The 17,660-nt window shown below is 34.0% G+C and carries 18 protein-coding genes; 2 read left to right on the top strand and 16 right to left on the bottom strand.

The window, feature by feature from the left end; genetic code table 11:
* The first annotated feature begins 50 nt into the window (after positions 1 to 50).
* On the top strand, positions 51 to 1,634 hold the full coding sequence (locus DET63_RS12835) for a bifunctional metallophosphatase/5'-nucleotidase (protein ID WP_113936923.1): 1,584 nt from the start codon (positions 51 to 53) through the stop codon (positions 1,632 to 1,634).
* A gap of 40 nt (positions 1,635 to 1,674) precedes the next feature.
* Here DET63_RS12835 and DET63_RS12830 read toward each other — a convergent pair whose 3' ends face one another.
* Positions 1,675 to 1,914 (bottom strand): DUF896 domain-containing protein, encoded by a 240-nt coding sequence (locus tag DET63_RS12830; RefSeq protein ID WP_113936922.1) that lies wholly within the window; start codon positions 1,912 to 1,914, stop codon positions 1,675 to 1,677.
* 45 nt (positions 1,915 to 1,959) lie between these two features.
* On the bottom strand, positions 1,960 to 2,616 hold the full coding sequence (locus tag DET63_RS12825) for a YneB family resolvase-like protein (RefSeq protein WP_002014433.1): 657 nt from the start codon (positions 2,614 to 2,616) through the stop codon (positions 1,960 to 1,962).
* A 141-nt stretch (positions 2,617 to 2,757) separates the two neighbouring features.
* Between DET63_RS12825 and lexA the strand changes: the two genes are divergently transcribed.
* The gene (lexA, locus tag DET63_RS12820; protein WP_002087894.1) at positions 2,758 to 3,372 is read left to right on the top strand and encodes a transcriptional repressor LexA; all 615 of its coding nucleotides are present in this window, start codon (positions 2,758 to 2,760) and stop codon (positions 3,370 to 3,372) included.
* 103 nt (positions 3,373 to 3,475) lie between these two features.
* Here lexA and DET63_RS12815 read toward each other — a convergent pair whose 3' ends face one another.
* The 14 genes from DET63_RS12815 to DET63_RS12745 all read right to left on the bottom strand — a co-directional run bounded on the left by DET63_RS12815 (position 3,476) and on the right by DET63_RS12745 (position 17,558).
* Positions 3,476 to 4,279, bottom strand: coding sequence for a DUF4097 family beta strand repeat-containing protein (locus DET63_RS12815; RefSeq protein ID WP_002014437.1), 804 nt, complete (start codon positions 4,277 to 4,279; stop codon positions 3,476 to 3,478).
* Positions 4,280 to 4,822 carry a DUF1700 domain-containing protein gene (locus DET63_RS12810; RefSeq protein ID WP_113936921.1) on the bottom strand — a complete coding sequence of 181 codons (543 nt, stop codon included), beginning with the start codon at positions 4,820 to 4,822 and terminating at the stop codon, positions 4,280 to 4,282.
* Positions 4,815 to 5,138 (bottom strand): PadR family transcriptional regulator, encoded by a 324-nt coding sequence (locus DET63_RS12805; RefSeq protein ID WP_002066545.1) that lies wholly within the window; start codon positions 5,136 to 5,138, stop codon positions 4,815 to 4,817. Before DET63_RS12805 ends, DET63_RS12810 begins: the two co-directional genes overlap by 8 nt.
* Positions 5,139 to 5,366: 228 nt before the next feature.
* Positions 5,367 to 7,166 (bottom strand): ABC transporter ATP-binding protein, encoded by a 1,800-nt coding sequence (locus DET63_RS12800; RefSeq protein ID WP_113936920.1) that lies wholly within the window; start codon positions 7,164 to 7,166, stop codon positions 5,367 to 5,369.
* 11 nt (positions 7,167 to 7,177) lie between these two features.
* Positions 7,178 to 8,365: a nucleotidyltransferase domain-containing protein gene (locus DET63_RS12795; protein ID WP_113936919.1), complete on the bottom strand. Its 1,188-nt coding sequence runs from the start codon at positions 8,363 to 8,365 to the stop codon at positions 7,178 to 7,180.
* On the bottom strand, positions 8,358 to 8,843 hold the full coding sequence (locus tag DET63_RS12790) for a lasso peptide biosynthesis B2 protein (RefSeq protein WP_113936918.1): 486 nt from the start codon (positions 8,841 to 8,843) through the stop codon (positions 8,358 to 8,360). Before DET63_RS12790 ends, DET63_RS12795 begins: the two co-directional genes overlap by 8 nt.
* A gap of 41 nt (positions 8,844 to 8,884) precedes the next feature.
* On the bottom strand, positions 8,885 to 9,181 hold the full coding sequence (locus DET63_RS12785; protein WP_181777913.1) for a lasso peptide biosynthesis PqqD family chaperone: 297 nt from the start codon (positions 9,179 to 9,181) through the stop codon (positions 8,885 to 8,887).
* Complete coding sequence (locus tag DET63_RS12780) at positions 9,182 to 10,111, bottom strand: phosphoenolpyruvate carboxykinase (ATP) (RefSeq protein ID WP_113936917.1); 930 nt, start codon at positions 10,109 to 10,111, stop codon at positions 9,182 to 9,184.
* 136 nt (positions 10,112 to 10,247) lie between these two features.
* Complete coding sequence (locus DET63_RS12775) at positions 10,248 to 10,382, bottom strand: paeninodin family lasso peptide (protein WP_113936916.1); 135 nt, start codon at positions 10,380 to 10,382, stop codon at positions 10,248 to 10,250.
* Between the two features lie 14 nt (positions 10,383 to 10,396).
* On the bottom strand, positions 10,397 to 12,337 hold the full coding sequence (locus tag DET63_RS12770; RefSeq protein ID WP_113936915.1) for a lasso peptide isopeptide bond-forming cyclase: 1,941 nt from the start codon (positions 12,335 to 12,337) through the stop codon (positions 10,397 to 10,399).
* A 231-nt stretch (positions 12,338 to 12,568) separates the two neighbouring features.
* Complete coding sequence (locus DET63_RS12765; protein ID WP_113936914.1) at positions 12,569 to 13,729, bottom strand: aminotransferase class I/II-fold pyridoxal phosphate-dependent enzyme; 1,161 nt, start codon at positions 13,727 to 13,729, stop codon at positions 12,569 to 12,571.
* Positions 13,730 to 13,745: 16 nt separating this feature from the next.
* Positions 13,746 to 14,378 carry an acetyltransferase gene (locus DET63_RS12760; RefSeq protein WP_113936913.1) on the bottom strand — a complete coding sequence of 211 codons (633 nt, stop codon included), beginning with the start codon at positions 14,376 to 14,378 and terminating at the stop codon, positions 13,746 to 13,748.
* The gene (locus DET63_RS12755; protein WP_113936912.1) at positions 14,375 to 14,989 is read right to left on the bottom strand and encodes a sugar transferase; all 615 of its coding nucleotides are present in this window, start codon (positions 14,987 to 14,989) and stop codon (positions 14,375 to 14,377) included. The genes DET63_RS12760 and DET63_RS12755 overlap by 4 nt, the downstream gene beginning before the upstream one ends.
* A 238-nt stretch (positions 14,990 to 15,227) precedes the next feature.
* On the bottom strand, positions 15,228 to 17,558 hold the full coding sequence (locus DET63_RS12745; RefSeq protein WP_113936911.1) for a right-handed parallel beta-helix repeat-containing protein: 2,331 nt from the start codon (positions 17,556 to 17,558) through the stop codon (positions 15,228 to 15,230).
* Positions 17,559 to 17,660 lie beyond the last annotated feature (102 nt).

Raw genomic sequence — 17,660 nt, 5'->3', positions numbered from 1 at the left:
TATATTTGATATGATTAATTGAAAGATAACTATAGAAAAGGTGAATGGTGTTGAATCAAAATCAAATTGTAACTTTAAATATTTTATTAACAAGCGATGTACATGGTACTGTGTATCCAATTCACTACCAAGATAACTCCAAAGCAGAAATTGGTTTAGCTAAAATTTCTACTCTCATAAAAAAAGAACGTTCTCAAAATGCAAACGTTCTTCTGATTGATAACGGGGACTTCATTCAAGGAACACCATTTACTTATCATTACGCTACATACGAAAAAGATATGGAAAACCCAATGTCCTTATTAGCCAACTACTTAGAGTATGACATTGCAATTATCGGAAATCATGAATTTAATTATGGAATGGATATATTAAATAATGCTGTGGCTACTGCAAATTCCCCTTATCTATCAGCAAACATTTTAGATAAAAACAGAAAAGAACCTTATTTCGGAAAACCATATATAATAAAACATATTGAATCAAATATAAAAATTGCTATTTTAGGGGTGACAACGCATTACATCCCCCATTGGGAACAAGCACATCATATTAAAGATTTACAATTTGAAGATGCATTTGAAACAACAAAAAAATGGGTTTCTTACATCCGTAAACATGAAAAACCAGATTTACTAGTCGTAGCCTATCACGGGGGATTTGAACGTGATTTACAAACCGGAGTACCGACTGAAGTTTTAACAGGTGAAAACCAAGGATATGCAATGTGCCATGAAATTGAAGGCATAGATATTTTACTAACAGGCCACCAACACCGAGAAATCGCTCACACCGTGATTAATGGTGTAACAATTTTACAGACTGGATGCAATGGACACTCAGTTGGAAAAGTAACAGTAACATTCGAAAAAGCAGAACAAAAATGGGTGAAAAAAGAGAGTTATTCAGAGTTATTGTCCGTACAAGGAATTGCGGCAGACCAAGATGTTCTTTCCTTGGTTGCCAATTATGAAGAGAAAACACAAAATTGGCTTGATAAACCTATTGGAATAATTTATGGGGATATGCAAATTTCCGATGCTATGCAAACACGTTTGCAAGACCATCCTTTTATTGAATTCATAAATAAAATACAGATGGATATAGCTAATGTTTCAATTTCTTGTACAAGTTTGTTTCATAATACATCTCCTGGTTTCCCGAAACATGTAACAATGCGTGACATCGTTTCTAATTATATTTATCCAAATACATTAAAAGTAATTAGAATAACCGGAGCGGATATAAAAGATGCTCTCGAACTCTCTGCTTCTTATTTCACATTAAAAGCAGATGGAACCATCATCGTAAACCCTGCCTATATAGAGCCAAAACCACAACACTTTAATTACGATATGTGGGAAGGGATTTCGTATGTATTAAACATTTCAAAACCAATTGGAGAGAGAGTAGAGTCTTTGCAGTATAAAGGCGCTCCTCTTAATATGAATGAAGAATATGACGTTGTTATGAATAATTATCGTGCAAGCGGTGGCGGGAACTTCTTTATGTTTCAAAATAAACCAGTAGTAAAAGACATACCAACAGATATGTCCGAACTTATCGCTAACTATATATTGAAGCATAAAAGGATAGAAGCAACGAAAAATGAAAACTGGAAAGTTATTAAATAACAATTTTAACAAATAAAAAAAGATGGGCTATGCCCATCTTTTAATTTAATTTTGCATTATCCTGCTTCTTTAAAGCTTTTAATTTCGCCGGTGTAACGTCCGTGCCTTCTTCGTTAACGACTTTAATTCCTTTTAATTCGTTTAACATATTTTGACGAAATCCTTTTAAATATTGTTCACGAAGCGATTTGCGCTCACGTTGTTCTTCTTCAGTTAAGCCTTCAGCTTTTGCTTTTTTCGCTAAGAAGTTAATGCGTTCAATGAGTTCTTGACTTGGCATCTCGAATCCCCCTTCTACTCAAAACTGATTATTATCATACAATAGTTATTCCTCTTTATCAAGCAATTGCTTTGTATATTCTACATACCTTCGATGTACAGTTGCTTTTGAAACATCATGACCAAAACCACGAAGTGTTGCTGCAATTTCTTCAAAAGTTAATTCATTCCGGCGCAAACGTACAATTTCCTCAATTGGCACTTCTTTTTTCTCACGTCCTACGCTTAAATGACGATTTTTCAAATTATTTTCTGGACGAAATCCTTTCTCCACTGCTCTTTGCATGCCACGTTTAATTTTTAAATTGTGGATCTTTCTTTGATACTCTTCAACGATCCCAATTATATTTAGCACCATCGAATCAGAATCTGAAAGCTGTAATTCACCACTATGCGTGTGCGTATAAACTTTTATCCCCTCTTTATGTAAACAATGCATTAATGCAATCTTTGCATTTCCTCTACCAAGACGCGTTTCATCTTGTATAAGTAGTACATCAACTTGTTCATCTCGAATTGTATCTAGCACTTCTAATATGCCATCACGTTCAATTGTATAACCGCTAGCCTGCTCCTCAATTACCTTTGTAACATCCATTTGATAGCGCTCAGCTAAATGCAATAATTCATCTTTTTGACGCAATAATGATGTTTCCTGTTCTTCTTTTGTTGTGCTCACACGTGCATAAATAATTGCATTCATTTTGAACCCTTCTTTCTCACTATATTTTCCTTATAGTGTATCATAAATTTGCCTTTCGTTCGAACTTATGTTTGTAGAATGTTTTTTCGCATGTTATACTTAATAATAAGAAAAATGAAAGAAAACGAGGTGTTAGAAAACATGGAAAAGTTAACGAAACGCCAGCAAGACATTCTCGACTTTATTAAGCTAAAAGTACAAGAAAAAGGATATCCACCTTCCGTACGTGAAATCGGTCAAGCAGTCGGCCTTGCTTCTAGTTCTACAGTGCACGGACATTTATCACGACTAGAAGAAAAGGGATATATTCGACGCGATCCAACAAAACCACGCGCAATTGAAATTTTAGGTGACAACCGAACGGAAACACAATCTGTTATTCAAGTTCCAATCATCGGAAAAGTTACTGCCGGTTTACCGATTACAGCAGTCGAAAGTGTAGAAGATCACTTCCCACTTCCAGCTAGTATCGTTGCTGGAGCAGATCAAGTGTTTATGTTACGCATTTCTGGAGATAGCATGATTGAAGCCGGTATCTTTGATGGTGATTTAGTTGTTGTTCGCCAACAACAGTCTGCATACAACGGTGAAATTGTAGTTGCTTTAACAGAAGATAACGAAGCAACTGTTAAACGTTTCTATAAAGAAAAAGATCATTTCCGTCTACAACCGGAAAACTCTTCACTAGAACCTATTATTTTAAAACAAGTGTCAGTTATTGGAAAAGTAATTGGCGTATATCGTGATTTACATTAAAAATAATAAAAAGAAGATAATTCCCTTATTTATATAGGTAATTATCTTCTTTTTATATTTTGATAGATTTCCGTTCATTCAAAAGAATGCGTTTCATTAATTATTAACGCGTTTCAATAGTAACATCTCCAGCAGCGGTTTTACCGCTAATCTTTTTACTACCATTACCAATCGTTATATTTTTATTGTCTTCATTAAAAATTGTCACGTCTCCAGCAGCAGTTTGCCCAGTTATAACTGCATCTTGTGGTTTTTCCAATAAAGTAATATCTACATCTCCAGCAGTTGAACTTACCTCTAAATCATATTTAGAATCATGATCAATAATATCTATATCCCCACTAGCCGTTTTTGCTGTTACTTTCCCTATTACTTTTTTAAAATTCACCTCACCAGCTTTTGTAGACCCCTCCACACTCTTTGCTGTTACATGTTTCAAATCCACTTCTCCGGCGAGTGTTTCAACACTTACGCGGTCACTTTTCACATTACTTATTTCTATTTGTCCAGCGGATGAATTTACTTTTATCTCTTGATAAGAACGTTCAGGTACTAATATAGTCAATGTAGGCGTTTGAAATCCGAAATTGTAAAATGAAAAATCAAATGAAACACCTTTTTCTATTTCCCCTATGATTTTTAATGTATCACCATCTTCAGCAATACGAATCTCCTGTTTACTTACGTCTCCTTTTTGCTTTACATAAAAAGAGGAATCAGGAGATTTTTGGACAACAATATCTCCAGCATCTAACTTAACTTCTACATTTTTTAGCGTTTCGTTTTTAATTACGTCCTCTTTATCTCCTTTTTCTGCAGTTTGCACTGCTTTTTCATATGTTTGTGAAATCCCTATTACTCCAATAATGATACAAGCGATAGCTACTAATAATATCTTTTTCATCATCTACTCCCCTTTTATCATTTTGAAGTTCCAGACTACATAGCGTACACATAATCTTTTAAACCACTTCGTACTATAATAAGCTACAATACATAACAACAAACCTACTCCGACAAACGTTATACTAACGAAAAGATCCAACCATATAAAAGTGCCCATAAATACTTTTACAATAACGAAAAATGGTGTCACTACACTAGCAATCCCACCGACCCAAAAAGAAAATATAAAACCGATAATTGCAACTAACGGGCCTAACACAATAATAAAATTAAACAAACTAAGTCCAACCGCTGCCATGACAGCTCTTGTCACATTTGAAGTCGACGGATCCTTTTTCATTTCATCAAATCGATACATCGCAAGTAAGTCTTTCGCAATTACTTTCGGAGAGCCAAGTCCCTTTATTATTTCTGATTCAGTTTTCCCCTCTTCCATCCCAAACTGAAAGTGCTCTTCATAATCAAATAAAATATCTTGTCGCTCTTCTTCTGGTAACTTTCTAAGATGACTTGATAATTCTTTAAGAAACCCTTCTTTACTCATCCCATTCCACCCCTTCAATAATTTCTTGAACACCTTTAGCAAAATCGCGCCACTCTGTTACTAATAAAGTAAGTTGCATCTCTCCTTGCTCCGTTAGTTGATAATATTTACGAGGTGGTCCTTCCGTAGATTCCTTTAAATACGTTTGAAAATACCCTTCTTTCGTTAAACGACGTAATAAAGGATACACTGATCCTTCCGATATTAAAAATTTATTTGAGATTTGCTGAACAAGTTCATAACCGTAACAATCTTTACGTTTCACAAGTGCCAAAACACACAGTTCTAACACGCCTTTTTTAAACTGAACGTTCAAGGTCAATCCCCCTTTCTCATTCCAGTACTGTTCAATACACGGTACCTGTTATATCCATAATATACCACTTAGTATTATCCATTGCAAGGTACTCATTTATATTTACTCCCTAAATGTAGAAAACGTACAAATAAAAGCCCGAATAAGATCTTGTTATAACTGACCATTACTCGGGCTTTTATTCGATTCGAACTGTATGAATACAAAAATTCATTCACCCTTTCCCTTCTAAGAACCAACTTCCATTTGTGACCCTAACAAACTTCGAAATACACCTTTTCTCTCTTTAGCCAATTGATTAAATTCACCTTTTTGGACAATTTCACCTTTTCCTAAGACAATGACTTGATCTGCATTGCGTATAGTAGATAAACGATGCGCAATCACAATAATTGTCATTGTTCCTTTCAACCTTTCTATTGCTGATTGGATTTTCACTTCATTTTCAGTATCTAATGCACTCGTAGCTTCATCTAATACTAAAATCGATGGCCTTCTTAAAATAGCCCGAGCTAGTACAAGTCGCTGACGTTCACCACCTGAAAGCCTCACCCCACGATCTCCAATCAGTGTTTCAAGCCCATTTGGTAGCGTTTGTACAAATTCAGCGGCGGCTGCAAAACTTAATGCATCCCAAATTTCTTCCTCATTTGCATTCGGTTCAATCATCAATAAATTATCTCTTATGCTCGCATTAAATAAGAAAGGATCTTGTGGTACATAACTAATAGCCCGCCTTAATGACAATAAATTATCAGTTGTAAGGGGAGTACCATCTATTAACACTTGACCTTTTTCTGGCTGGATTAATCCCATTAATACATCAATTAATGTACTTTTTCCTGCACCAGAATGCCCCACAATGGCCGTCATACTATTTATTGGAATTTGTACATTAATATTTTGAAGTGCGTATAAAGATTCTTGCTTATTATAACGAAAGTGAACATCCTTACACTCAATACCTTGTTCAATACAAATCGGCTTTATTTGTTTGTGCTGATGTATATCCTGTATTTCAATCGCTTCCTTACATTCCTCTTGCAACTCCCATAATGACTTAAAAGCAGGAATACTTGCAGCTAGTTGTTCTAAATTTGATTGAATCGTCATAAATCTTGGCCACAATCTGGAAAAAATGAGAATGATTAATAATAATTGGGTTGGTTGCGATTGAAATAGTTTAACAGATATAAAAACGAGCAATGCTATTAAAACAGATGATGCAGCTCTATAAAAAAGTTGTGATTTATTTTTCAATCTCATAAACCCCAATTGCTCGCTCTCTATTTTTTGACACCAATAATATAACCATTCATACCTAGACTCTTCTAGCGTATTACTCTTAATATCTTTAATCCCGTTAAAATGATCTGTAATACCAGCAAGATAACTTTTGGATATCTCTGTCTTTTTATTTCCTAAATCTCTAAACTTTTTTATAAAACCTCTCAACAAAAATGCAAGTATTAGACCCGCAAATAGTACAAAAATCGTTATTGTTGCAGAGAGCCATAATGCAATACCAATTTGGATGAAAGTAAATACTAAGGCGGTTAACATTTGAAAACACAAATTTGTCCCTTGTATGATTCTTCCTAACTCTTCAGTTAAAGAGTTAATCAAGTCAGACTTTCTCTTTTTCACAAAGAATTCCCAATTCACTTTTAGTAGAGAACTATATGTTTCTAATCTTATATAATTTGTAAAGCGAATAATAATCTTCATATTTTGAAGACTCAAATGTTGTTGTAGAAACGCTTGAAAAACTACTAGAAAAATATAGATACCTAAGATGAGTAGTAAACTTATTGTTCCAGGGATATTATGAAAAAAACTAAACATCTCCATAAAGGAACTCGAATCACTTTTCATGTTTACAACTCCACTTACACTTATCATTGGAATCAATAAAAGTATCCCCATTCCTTCCAAAAGACTCACTACTGTCATCCCTAATAAATTTATATATAATTTTTTCCCAGCAAAAGAATGTAATTTTTTCATAAAATATAAGAGGTAGTTCAATTTTTATCCTCCTATGAGAATACATATTTTTTCGTTTTTCTCCAAGCACATAAAATAGGTCGTAAAGGAAAGTATAGAAAATGAAGTGACTTTGGTAACGGTAACGTCTTTGCATCAATTGGATAGGGATAAAAATGACTTATCATAAATACAGCCCTTTGCCTATTTGACATTAGCAAAAATAGATGTCGACTGTGATATTCTGCTACATCATCCGGAACAGGAGGTGTATGCAAGTTTATCTTTTGCTTCAAATAAAACAATGCTCCTTTCGCTAGCCGCTTCGTACGACTCCGATTCATCAACCCTATCATTTCCTCGGTAGTTATGGCATTTAAAAGTTCGCTAACTAAAATTAACGCTTGTCCTCCCACATTCTCATTTTGATATTTTTTAAATAACTTTTTAATAACTGGCCGATTGAGATCTTGCTTTAACATCTGATGAATATCAACTAACCAACGTAATCGAGACCAACCATGACGCGCTCCATGAGAAACAAGAAACCAAAATAAATCCTCTCTTCCTAACATATAAACAGGATAACTTCCCAGCAAGCTCTTCCTTTTCCTCTCCCAAAGCGCTTCAAAATTTGGTTCTTTCCCAGGGCCAGGGTGTAATCTCCAATGAATTTCTACTTTAATATGCTTCTGATGATGAAAAAATGTTACATGATGATGTCTCCATTTCCAATCATTTAATATTGTTTGAATGTACTCATCTTTCACATAACCTTCTTCCACAAGGAGTTTCTCCACTTTTTCTAACTGTTGAATCGGAATAAGAATGTCCAGATCACAAGATGTACGTAAAGAAATATCACCATATAGATCATGCGCAAGTATTGGCCCTTTTAAAAAAAGTGTACGAATCTCATTTCCAAAAAACATTTTACTCAACCGTTCCATTTCAGCACTCAAATACAGCATTTGAAAAGTATTCTTTTTAAACTGTTGGTACAACAATTCCACTACACAATCAGGTATCCGTTCTTCTCCTATGCCTTTTAATTTCGAATATATGCTTGGGTAAACACGGTGATGCATTGCAAGTGCAACAAACTCATGCCAATCAATATCCAGCAGCCATTCACTTCGATTTTGAAATCCATCATCACCATCTTCCATTTTCAAAATCTCCAAAAGCAATTTTAACTCCTTAGAAAAATCATCTGTGTCTAGACAGAAACTCTTATGCATCGTAGTCTCCTTTTTTTGGATTCTTCTCATCTATTTTCTTTGCAAATGTACTAACAACAGTAAATTGATCCATACTTTCCATTCCAGTAATATAAAAAGGACCACTACGTAACCACGCATGAGCGACCAGCTTTCCATCCTTATCCTTTGCAGTTCCAAAATATAAAGTACTTTCTATTCGTCGCCTCTCTAACATTTTCATTGCGGCTATCGATTTCTCAAAACACATACTGTCCCATAAAGTATGCTGGCTCACAATTTGTATAGCCTCAGAAACTCTCCCGATTATTGGTTTATTAAATTCTATATAACTTAAAGGTGTTTCTTCCATATGAATACCTAAGGCCGATGAAACTTTAGAGAATGGCATTACCTTTAAAATCCGTGCCCATCCTAAATACACACATGCCTCTGCAAATAAAAACATTACCTGCCTATCTAATGAAATAAAAGCCCCTACTTTTCTCAACATTTCCATATCCTCCTACTTCTTTTCGAAAATAAAAGAATACACTAAACTTATTTACTGACCTCAATTAACCCTTCCTCTAATAAAATCTCCAAATAAGATACCACTTCTTTCTCACATTTCGATTGTTCTACCTCATATTCTAATGTTAATTCCTTAACCAATTGAGTAACTGCTAGTGGTTTCTCAATTAATCCCCATATAACCCCTCCTAACTCACCTAAATTGTAATATTTACCATTCCGTATACTTAACATTACTTTCTCCCCGTTCATATCGCTTACTATATTCCCTTGAACTTGTGTAATGAATTGATTTAATGAGATACCTTGTTTTTCCATAATCACTCATTCTCCTTTGTTTATAGTATTTATTATGATATCAACTAGTTTCGGTGCACTGAATCTAGAAATCGGTCTACACAACTGATACATATTAACTTTACTTAAAATATCTGCTGATTTGTTAAAGTGCCATTCCGTTAGCCCTAAATCATGAATAAGAAAGTTGCGAAAAGTATGTCGGAATAAAGCATAAAAACGCTCCAGATTTTCAATTTTTTGGACCTCTATTTCCTCACTTTCCGTTTTCACCAATTCAAATATACCTGCCAAAGGCAATATTTCACTAAAGTATTGAGAGGTAACTGGAACACTATACTTCTTCTCTCGACCACATATGGATTGATACTTTCCTATTTCCATTCTAAAGTTGGTCAAACTATCCTGCCATAACTTCTGTTGAGGATAAGAAGGGATAACTATCGGCGCATATGTGTCTTGCGAAAAAGATACTGCAATCACATCATCACTTAAAAACTGATATCCTTTTTTTATAAACCCTGACGCTAATGTAGACTTTCCTGCACCTGAATCTCCTATGAATGCATATGCTTTTCCGTTAATCACCACTGCACTACCATGCAATGGAAAAACCTTCCTTTGCATTAGTATTGCACCCATACAAGTTCCAAGAATCCAAAGTCGAATCATATCTTCTTCATACTTTTCCAAAGGTGAAACAGTTATCGTCTTTCCACCTTGTATCGAAAAAATTACTACATTAGGAACCTGAAACATAACTCTGTTTTCATCGACTATAAAAGTCCTTTCTTTATCTGATAAGTCAAACCAAATTTTTGATAGATCTTCTATTTTTATTTCTACATCTATTTTGTCTAGTTTATTATTCGCATAAGGTAATTCTGGTAGAGGAATATCACTAACAACCGACAAACCAAAGGCTTGATACACCGTTTCCTTCTGAATTATTAGCATCCTTTTCACCTCCTATTTAGTTTTATGTTAAAAACCCTTATATTTTTTCATATAAGGGTTTTTTAACAACAACCGGTCATATAAAATCTAAGTAGATTCGAATAACTAAATACACTCAATAAAAAACTCTTTTCACCTAACTCCAAGTTAAATCATCTCGATCTGTTCCTGCCTCATAAGTATGATCAAGATGTCTTCCATTTTTCGGATCAAGCATTGTCATATTCACATCAAGCACTTCTAATACAGGTGTTTTCCATTCTTTTTTCATATTATCACCTCCTTTCAAACAAATTTTTTCATAAATCTATATAATATTAAACAACGCATTAATATCTTATAATTCGGATCAGTTGCATACTCCGGTCGAACATCTCTGCTAATTTCAGATAACGCTCGCTTAATTATCTTGCCATCTATAAATTCTAAAATCCTTTCGTCTTCACTAAGCTGCTGTAACTCCTCTATTACCATATCCCAATACGGAATCATTCGATGAAGCCAATCGGCTCCTTGAACACCACGAACTCTTTGATTTAATCTAACTTTATCTGGCAAATACTTTTCAGTAGATTTTCTAATAAGCGCTCGATCCAGCCCATTTTGAACAAATTGTTTCTCTGGAACAGATAAACAAAAACGAATTACACGTATGTCATTAGTAGGATCACGTGTCCATAACGAATAATATAAAGATAATTTACTTCCTAATGTACTAGTTGCGTTCCAATGAAAACCATCTTCAAAATGTCTAATTCTCCGTTCGTAAATATTTGTGGTAGCAAACCATCCCTTTTGATCTAATCCGTAATTTTTGAGTTTATTAAAAACATCTGTCCTCTTTGCAAATTCTTGATTAATGAATGATGGAATTTCATACGGTTCACCCATCGGAAATATTTGATCAATAAATGGAAATGCTACTCTTGCAACAACGGGTATTCTTCTTAATCTAGCCCCACCTGCATTTTTACTGTACTGATGTAATTCATAAATAAGACGAAACCATTTCATTCTTTTCAGTAAAATTGCATAATAATCTAAGGCAGCTCCCCAAGATATACTTAAATTACCTCTTGCCCCACTTAAAAGCACCCCAACTTTTTCTTCTTGTCCTTTCTCATACATCCCCTTCAACCAAAAAGAATTTTCGAAAAATTTATACGGCATCTCCATCATTTCTAATAGACTATCAATTTCAGAGAAAGAATTTTTCTCTTTAAAATCTAAATAATGCGCTTTAATTCCGCCTACGTATTGGACGGTTGATTGAATAAATGTCCTTTCATCTGGCATTAAAGACTTAGGAGTATAATCTTCAAAATCATCCGAAGGAATATAGCTGAATGTATGCAATTGTTTATTTTCTGTACTTAACGCCTTTACAGCGAAACTAACAACTGCACCAGAATCTAGCCCACCACTTAAATGAGCCCCAATTTGACGATAAGTACGTGTACAAGATGTTACAGCCTGTTGAAAAACTTCTTGAAACGCTTCTACATACTCTTCATCTGTCTTGAGCTTTAACTTCTGGCCCAAGTCCAAAGTACAATATTTTGTTAACTTTATCTTACCTCTGTCAATTGTAATGCTGTGAGCTGGAGGTATTTGTTCTATTTTTTTATAGGGTGTTATTGAGGTATCTACCGTATCAACTACTGTTGAAATTGCTAAATACTCAGCAATCCATTGTTCGTTTAATTCTCTTCGTATATAAGGTAATGTTAACAAAGGACTTATCGTCGTACAAAAAACAACCCGTTGCTTATCATAGTAATAATACAGAGTTCGACTTCCTGAAAAATCTCTAGCTCCAAATAATTTTTGATTACGTTCATCCCAAATCATAAAAGCAAAATTACCGACTAAATATTTTGGAGCATCTTCTCCCCACTTTTGATAAGCTAGTAAAATTAATTTACTATCAGGTATTACCTTTCTCTCGTTATAATTTACTTGCAACCTATCAAATAGTTCATTTCGATTATCAATAATTGCATCTGCTGTAATCACTAATTTTGCTGTTTCATTATAGTAAGGTAACTGTTCACCAATAGCTTCTGGTGTAATCCATTGTGCATGACACCCAAAAAATGTGTTCTCTTTATGGAAAATTCCAATGTCATTAGCAGGATATTTATATAAACAATCCATTATCCTTCTTCCATGCTCAATTAATACGGGTTCATTAGTAAGATGAACAATACCAGTTATTGCGCTCATGTTTTCCTCCTAATATATAAGGAATTTCTATAAATACTGCTTTTATATTTATTTCGTTAAACATACCCTTATATCATTCTTTTTAAAGAACAAAAACATTTATTCTCACACTTCCTCCATTATATGGTCCTATAAATCAGTAGATTACGGGTATGTCAAAACTACTATCATGCACTTATTTTCATTATAAAGAACAAATTACAATGCCTAATTTCATTCTTATTTGTTGTTTTATTTGCTTTTCTTTAACACTACATTTAAAACACACTGAATCACCCGTTGTTGATCTTCGATTAACATATTAGATCCTGAAGGTAAACAAATTCCACTTTGAAACAGACACTGCGACACATCTTCATTTTTGCTATGCGGATAATACTTCTTCCTTTTAAAGAGCGATTGTATATGCAATGGCTTCCACATAGGACGCGCTTCAATATTTGCTTCCTCTAAATCCCTCAATAAGTTCCCAACAGAGATCCCGGATTCCTTTTCATCAATTGTTAATGTGGTAAGCCATCGATTCGAGCGAGTATTTTCTAATTCAGGCATAAAATAAAATCCTGGTATGAGAGATAACTCTTCGTAATAACGTTTATATACAGATCTTCTAGCTCTCACCCTGTCTTCTAACACTTCTAATTGTCCTCTTCCAATACCAGCCAATATATTACTCATTCGATAATTATACCCTACCTTACTATGCTCATAATGTGGTGCTGGATCCTTTGCTTGTGTTGCTAAAAATCTCGCTCTTTCTAACGCTTCCACATCATCAGAAATTAACATTCCACCGCCCGAAGTTGTAATAATTTTATTTCCATTAAATGAATAAATACCAAATCTTCCGAATGTACCACTTGCTTTTCCTTTATATGTGGAACCTAGGGATTCTGCTGCATCCTCAATTATGGGAACACCATAATGATTACAAAGCGAAAGAATTTCATCTAATTTTGCACTCTGACCATATAAATGAACAAGAATGACAGCCTTAGGTAATTTCCCTGCTTTATCAGCATCATGCAACGCAAGTGCTAGAGCTTGTGGTGACATATTCCATGTTTCCGGTTCTGAGTCAATAAATACCGGTTCTGCTCCCAAATAAACAATCGGATTCGCACTTGCTACAAAAGTGAAACTTGAACAAAACACTGTATCACCCTCTTGAACGTTTAATAATCGTAAAGCTAAATGAATGGCCGCAGTACCTGAACTAACCGCAGCCCCACCTTTAACTCCTACAAAAGAAGCAAGCTCTCTTTCAAATCCATCTACATTTGGGCCTAGAGGCGCAATCCAATTTGAGTCAAAAGCATCTTTTATATATTTTTGTTCATTTCCACTCATGTGTGGAGAGGAAAGATAGATTTTCTCCTTATTTTTTATCATCACTCTTCATCTCCTCTTAATTTACTACATTAATAACTTTTGCTGGAATACCAGCAGCAGTACAATTAGATGGAAAATCATTTATGACTACAGAACCAGCTCCAACAATAGACCACTTACCAATTTGAACACCTGGAATTATAGTAGCTGATGCTCCTATATGTGCCCCCTCTGCTATAGTGACAGAACCTGTAAGTGTAGCATGTGGTGAAATATGAACAAAATCATCAATTATATTATCATGTTCTATTATTGAGCCCGTATTTATTATAGTATGGTTACCGATGAACGTATCCGCATTAACAACCACATTTGGCATAATTACCGTTCCGTTTCCTATATTAGCATTTGAACTTATAATGGCTGTTTTATGAATTAAAGTAGCATATATGCTACTTTGTTGATTTAATATTTCTGAAATTTCTCTTCTTATTTTATTATTTCCTATAGCAATCACGAGCCTTACATCATTAAAATTATTGATAATTTCCCTTGCATCTGCAATTGCTCCAAAATAAAGATTGTCTACAATATTTATCCCTGTGTACAAATCATCTAAATAACCGACTATTTCATATCCTTCATTTGATAAGATTATATCCCTCACAACCTTGCTATGCCCACCACATCCTATTATTAAAATTTTCATTTTCCCTCCCCCTTTATTTCTATTTTCCCTCCAGTAAATCTCTCCATTGTCACATGCCCTACATAATTTATTCCCTCTGTTTTAAATACTTTTAATATTGTAAGTACAATTATTTTCAAGTCTAATAAAAAAGAGTGATTCTCCACATACCATACATCCAATTCAAATTTTTCTTCCCAGGTAATCAAATTCCTACCATTTATTTGTGCCCATCCCGTAATTCCTGGTTTTACATTATGCCTTTTAGCCTGTTTACTAGAATATAGGGGTAAGTATTCCATCAATAATGGCCTTGGACCTACTAAACTTAAATCACCCCATAGAACATTCATCAGTTGGGGTAACTCATCTAAACTATATTTTCTAAGAATTGCCCCAAAAGTAGTCAATCTATTTTGATCTGGAAGTAATTCCCCATCACTCCCCTTCTTATCTAGCATAGTTCGAAACTTATAAACATTAAACGGTTTTCCATGTAGTCCTGGACGCTGTTGCTTAAACAGTACAGGAGATCCTATTTTCAGCCTAACTAAGATTGCTATAACAAGAATAGGAAGCAAACATACAAATAATAACAATAAAGAAATACATACATCAAAAATTCTTTTCATGTACTATCCTCCTTACTCATTTACGTTTAATACCCCTAGGACCATTTAAAACTTTATATGCAATTAAACAAAACAAAAGGCAACTACAGTTAGTTGCCCCTTGTTTTGTTTAATTACGTCATCTTTCATTAATTCTATCTCATCAAATAGTTTAAACATAGCTAGCCTATGTGAATATTTCCATGCGATATCACTGCTTATTTACAAAGGACCCGTTACTCCATTAGTTTCTATAACTTTACATGTATGGATCAAAGACGCCATTAATATAATTATCCCTTTTTATATGTTCATCCCTTAACTTTATAACTACTGTGTCCACAATATTATCTTTAAAAATCAAAGTAATTGAGGATGAAATTTGATTTGCATTCACGCCTATCATACTTTTATTTGACCTAAATATATTATTTTCTATTAACATAAACTCACTCGTAAATGTTTCATTCCAAAAATTCATTATACTGTCTGTCGATTCCGAATTAAGGTATTCAAATGCATTATTATTAAATTCTATTCTTCCCCCAATGTCCCATAAAAAAAATGCTGAGCCCCATCTTCCACCTCTAAAATTACTATTTTTCACTTTTAGCATCGCTATCCTTTGAGAAGACTCAACAGTAAACAGATTATAAGCATCCCAACTAAATGAACATCCATTAAATTCATATTCTGCTTGAGGAGTTTTTGTAACAAATGATATTGTACCGCTGTTCTCAAATTTACATCCCGTATATACTCCTGGTGGTAAATTCGTAATGATTCCTTGCGGGTGTTTCGTATCTATAAAAGCAATATTATTTAATCTCCATCCATTTTTCATACCAGGTGATACGCCTGTCAAACTTGTACCCTCTACAGCCCCTCCTTTAATAACACAATTTGATATAGTTTGCGGTTCTGCTGAAAAACCAATTATTGAACCCAACTGTGAAAAAGAATGAAATAAATCTCGATCACTAAAAAATTCACATTGGTTCACTTGAATACAATATGCTTTATCTCTTCCCATTAACAATGCGCTATTATGGAAAATACAGTTACCAATAAGCGCTTCCTTATCTCCTTGATCTATCGTGACTCGAGTAGCATACATTTGATTATTCGTAAAAGTTACTTCTCCGCTTAAAACACAACTTACTTCCCTTAAGTGATTATTGTTTATAATCACTTTCTCTACATTTTCACCTACTACTAATGAATTATTAGCTAATTTATTTTGAATGATATTAATATATCTACCACCGACTACAACAACGTTATATCCCTGATTATCATATATGTTATTACGCTCAATGTTTATATATTGATTTAATCGATATCCATCTTCAATATCTATTGCTCCCTGAGGTGCTGTACCTTTCATTTTGTAAATTTCACAATCTCTAATATAAATTTGTTTCGCTCCAGATACACTTACCCCAAGCCTTCTACAATCATGTATTTTACATTTTTCGATAAATACATTTCGGGAAAATTCTGGAATTCTAACAGTTATTTTACAACCGTTTTCTGTAGGTATTGTACCTTGATGAAGAACTATTTTCGCATAATCTGCTTCTTTTGGAACACTCACTTCTTCAAAAAACTTTACTCTATTCGCAGCCGTTACAAAAGTATTATCAGCTTTATAAAATAACACATCATATAATTCTGTATATATTTCTGAACCAATTCCACCATAGCCATCTCCATACAAACCGAAATATCCCCATTTTATAATGCTACTATGATGTAAATCTATTTTTAAATTGGATCTAATTTTATTATCATCTACTATTAGGGAACCATTGACATCACTAATCCCCCCCACTTCAAATGTACTGGCAAAATCATATTCTCCAATTTGTCCCCATGTACTTTCCATTGCTATCCCATCGCCAGTACAATTTAAAATTTCCATATTATCTATTGAAATATAATTCATATTACTCCCCTCAGCAGGAGTAGTATTTCCTACTTCAATCCCATATCCCCATTCATGAGTATGAGGAATCGTTGTATAATCGTGTGTATCTTTATCTCCTTCAACCCTTCCATTGGTAACCCGAGAAAATTTTTGATTTCTTTGATATCGTACGATTGCATATTTAACTAATCCATTACTTCTTATTTTTAAAGTTGATCCACCTAAATTTAAAGTCATAAAACTTTGTGGCTCAATTGGTGTATTTTCATCAATTAAATATGTCCCCATGGGTAAAACAACTTCTATAAATCCTTGTTGAAATGCCCATAATAATGCATTATTAATCCCTTTAGAAGTATTATCCGCGTCCGTTCCATCATTTTTAACATTCCATCTCTCTAACTCAAGAAAATACGTGCCCGAAACCACATTAGCAGATTCTGTTTCTCCAATCAGTGATTTTCTAGAATTAGAACTTCCAAATGTATTGCTTTTAAGTTTACTTACTAACCTCTCAAATTTATTCTCCGTTGATACTTTTATATTCCCTTTTTTCGTCCCAATAAATAACTCACAAGTATCTATACAAAAACAAAATTCTCCCTCGCTTAACACAGGAAGATTCCCTTTTAACACAGATGTCACTTGAAATTTTGCCATGATTTATATAACCTCCAACTAAGATAGAAGTTGAATTTTTACAGAAAATTCAAACTTATACCAGTGCATAGGGACAAATATTTTATATTCTGCTTACATACG

The organism is Bacillus sp. DB-2 (assembly GCF_003315125.1).
GTDB lineage: Bacteria > Bacillota > Bacilli > Bacillales > Bacillaceae_G > Bacillus_A > Bacillus_A mycoides.
The sequence above is the reverse complement of the archived record's forward strand: the minus strand, read 5'-3'. Positions and strand labels throughout refer to the sequence as shown.

Coding starts and splice junctions, on each gene's coding strand:
- DET63_RS12830 (WP_113936922.1), bottom strand. CDS start 1,914: ATGCCAAGTCAAGAACTCATTGAACGCATTAACTTCTTAGCGAAAAAA.
- DET63_RS12825 (WP_002014433.1), bottom strand. CDS start 2,616: ATGAATGCAATTATTTATGCACGTGTGAGCACAACAAAAGAAGAACAG.
- lexA (WP_002087894.1), top strand. CDS start 2,758: ATGGAAAAGTTAACGAAACGCCAGCAAGACATTCTCGACTTTATTAAG.
- DET63_RS12815 (WP_002014437.1), bottom strand. CDS start 4,279: ATGATGAAAAAGATATTATTAGTAGCTATCGCTTGTATCATTATTGGA.
- DET63_RS12810 (WP_113936921.1), bottom strand. CDS start 4,822: ATGAGTAAAGAAGGGTTTCTTAAAGAATTATCAAGTCATCTTAGAAAG.
- DET63_RS12795 (WP_113936919.1), bottom strand. CDS start 8,365: ATGCATAAGAGTTTCTGTCTAGACACAGATGATTTTTCTAAGGAGTTA.
- DET63_RS12790 (WP_113936918.1), bottom strand. CDS start 8,843: ATGGAAATGTTGAGAAAAGTAGGGGCTTTTATTTCATTAGATAGGCAG.
- DET63_RS12780 (WP_113936917.1), bottom strand. CDS start 10,111: ATGCTAATAATTCAGAAGGAAACGGTGTATCAAGCCTTTGGTTTGTCG.
- DET63_RS12775 (WP_113936916.1), bottom strand. CDS start 10,382: ATGAAAAAAGAATGGAAAACACCTGTATTAGAAGTGCTTGATGTGAAT.
- DET63_RS12770 (WP_113936915.1), bottom strand. CDS start 12,337: ATGAGCGCAATAACTGGTATTGTTCATCTTACTAATGAACCCGTATTA.
- DET63_RS12765 (WP_113936914.1), bottom strand. CDS start 13,729: ATGATAAAAAATAAGGAGAAAATCTATCTTTCCTCTCCACACATGAGT.
- DET63_RS12760 (WP_113936913.1), bottom strand. CDS start 14,378: ATGAAAATTTTAATAATAGGATGTGGTGGGCATAGCAAGGTTGTGAGG.
- DET63_RS12755 (WP_113936912.1), bottom strand. CDS start 14,989: ATGAAAAGAATTTTTGATGTATGTATTTCTTTATTGTTATTATTTGTA.
- DET63_RS12745 (WP_113936911.1), bottom strand. CDS start 17,558: ATGGCAAAATTTCAAGTGACATCTGTGTTAAAAGGGAATCTTCCTGTG.